Consider the following 1,841-nt stretch of genomic DNA (forward strand, 5'->3'; position numbering starts at 1 on the left):
CCGCCGCCGAGCAGCAAGCCACCGGTTGGACCCAGCCGGATGCCCCCGCCGGCCTGTTCAAGCTGCTGATGCAAGCCCTACCTGGCCCCCACGGCATCGCCCCGGTGATTCCTGACATGGTGGGCGAAGCGCTGTTGGTCCGGCTGCTGCCGGGCGACGAGGGCCGCGATACGGTGCTGCGCTGTTACGCAGCCTTTGGGCACCGGGTGGCGGAGACGGTGGTTCGGTGTGTGCAGGATTTTGCGGGGGTGGCGACGGGGCCGATGGCGTGGCTCACCGGCATATTCGAGGCCGTGCAAGACGATCAGGTGGCCCTGAACGCGCTGGCCACCAGCCTACCGACCCAAAGCATGGCCCTGCGGGAAATCAATCTGCGGGTAATGCACCGGGTTCTGGCCATAAGCCCTGCCACGTCAGAGCCTGAAGCTGTCGCCGCCCAGGCGTTTGCCCTTAACAATCTGGCTCTCGCCCAAAGATTCCTTGGTCAGCACATACCCGCTCTGCAGACCGCCCAAGGGGCATTGGCAATGTTCATGCCCCTTGCAGAGCAATGGCCTGCCTTGTTTTTGCCACACCTGGCGGCAGCATTTATCAACACCTCCACCATGCACGGCGGCTTGGGTCGCTATGCGCAGGCATTACATGCGGCGCAGCTTGCTACGGATATTTACCAACAACTTGAGCAGCAAAAACCCGGAGCATTTACGCCAGACTGGGCCAGGGCATTAGGCAACCTGGCCAATCGACAGAGCGATGTAGGTGAGCTCGTATCGGCCGCGCAATCGGCGCAATCGGCGGTTGAACTGCTACGCCCACTGCAAGCGCAACAATTTGACGCCTTCACGGCTGATCTGGCCATGGCACTCACCTGCCAAGCCAATGCGCACAGTGATTTGAACCAGCACCAATCCGCGTTAGAAGCCGGCCAAGAAGCTGTGGACTGGTTCCGGACTCTGGCAGCGCAAAGGCCAGATATCTATTCGCCAGATTTCGCCAAGGCACTCAATAACCTGGCAAACACGCACGGCAACCTACAACAGCATGCAGAAGCCTTGTACCCGGCGCAACAAGCGACCCACATCAACCGCCACCTGGCAGCACAACGGCCCGATGTATTTACGCCAGACCTGGCCTTGTCGCTCAACAATTTAGCCCTCATTCAACGCAAGCTGGGCCAAGACGAGATTGCGTTAGCGCTCGCCCATGAATCGGTTCAGCTGTACTGCGACTTGGCGGAGCAGCTACCCGATGTGCACATAGTCCACCTGGCAAATGCCTTGGAAACACAAGCCACCATTCAAACCGCGATGGGCCAGCACACACCCGCCCTGGAGTCCGCCCAGCAAGCGGTCGATCTGTACCGCAGCATCGACACCATGCCGAATGCCGTGCTGGCACCGCTACTTGCCAGAGCCTTGATGGGTTTAGCCCGTACAAGCAGCAAAGTACAGGACGCAGCAGCGGCATTGCCCAGCGCGCGCGAAGCCGTGGTGACCTTGCGCCCCGAATTTCTGCTGCAGCCAAATGTCCACCACCTGGCCATGGGATATCTCTTGGCGCACTATTGCACGCTGCACGAAGCGGCAGGCGAACCATTCGATACCGAGTTGCTGGACCCGCTGCTCACTTATTTTCCAGAGGAGTAACCATGCTCGACCCCACCGTCCTCAGCACCCTTATCAGCGCCACCGTCGCCATGCTGTCGCCCTTACTAGGCAAGGCCGTTGAAAAAGCCGCCGAAGAAGCCGGCAAAGGCACAGCCGGCCTGCTGGTCGAACGCCTGAAAGCCCGGCTCAGCAGCACCCGCGCCAAAGACGCACTGGCAGATGTCACCGAGCAGC

The 1,841-nt window shown here is 60.6% G+C and carries 2 protein-coding genes; both read left to right on the top strand.

Going from position 1 to position 1,841, the window contains the following annotated elements:
- Window positions 1-116: 116 nt before the first annotated feature.
- Window positions 117-1,646: a tetratricopeptide repeat protein gene (locus ABI213_RS05595; protein WP_348026365.1), complete on the top strand. Its 1,530-nt coding sequence runs from the start codon at window positions 117-119 to the stop codon at window positions 1,644-1,646.
- Between the two features lie 2 nt (window positions 1,647-1,648).
- Window positions 1,649-1,841 (top strand): hypothetical protein (locus ABI213_RS05600; RefSeq protein WP_348026367.1); only part of this gene is annotated, 193 nt, incomplete at its 3' end.

It is taken from the genome of Rhodoferax sp. (genome assembly GCF_039922535.1).
GTDB lineage: Bacteria > Pseudomonadota > Gammaproteobacteria > Burkholderiales > Burkholderiaceae_C > Rhodoferax_B.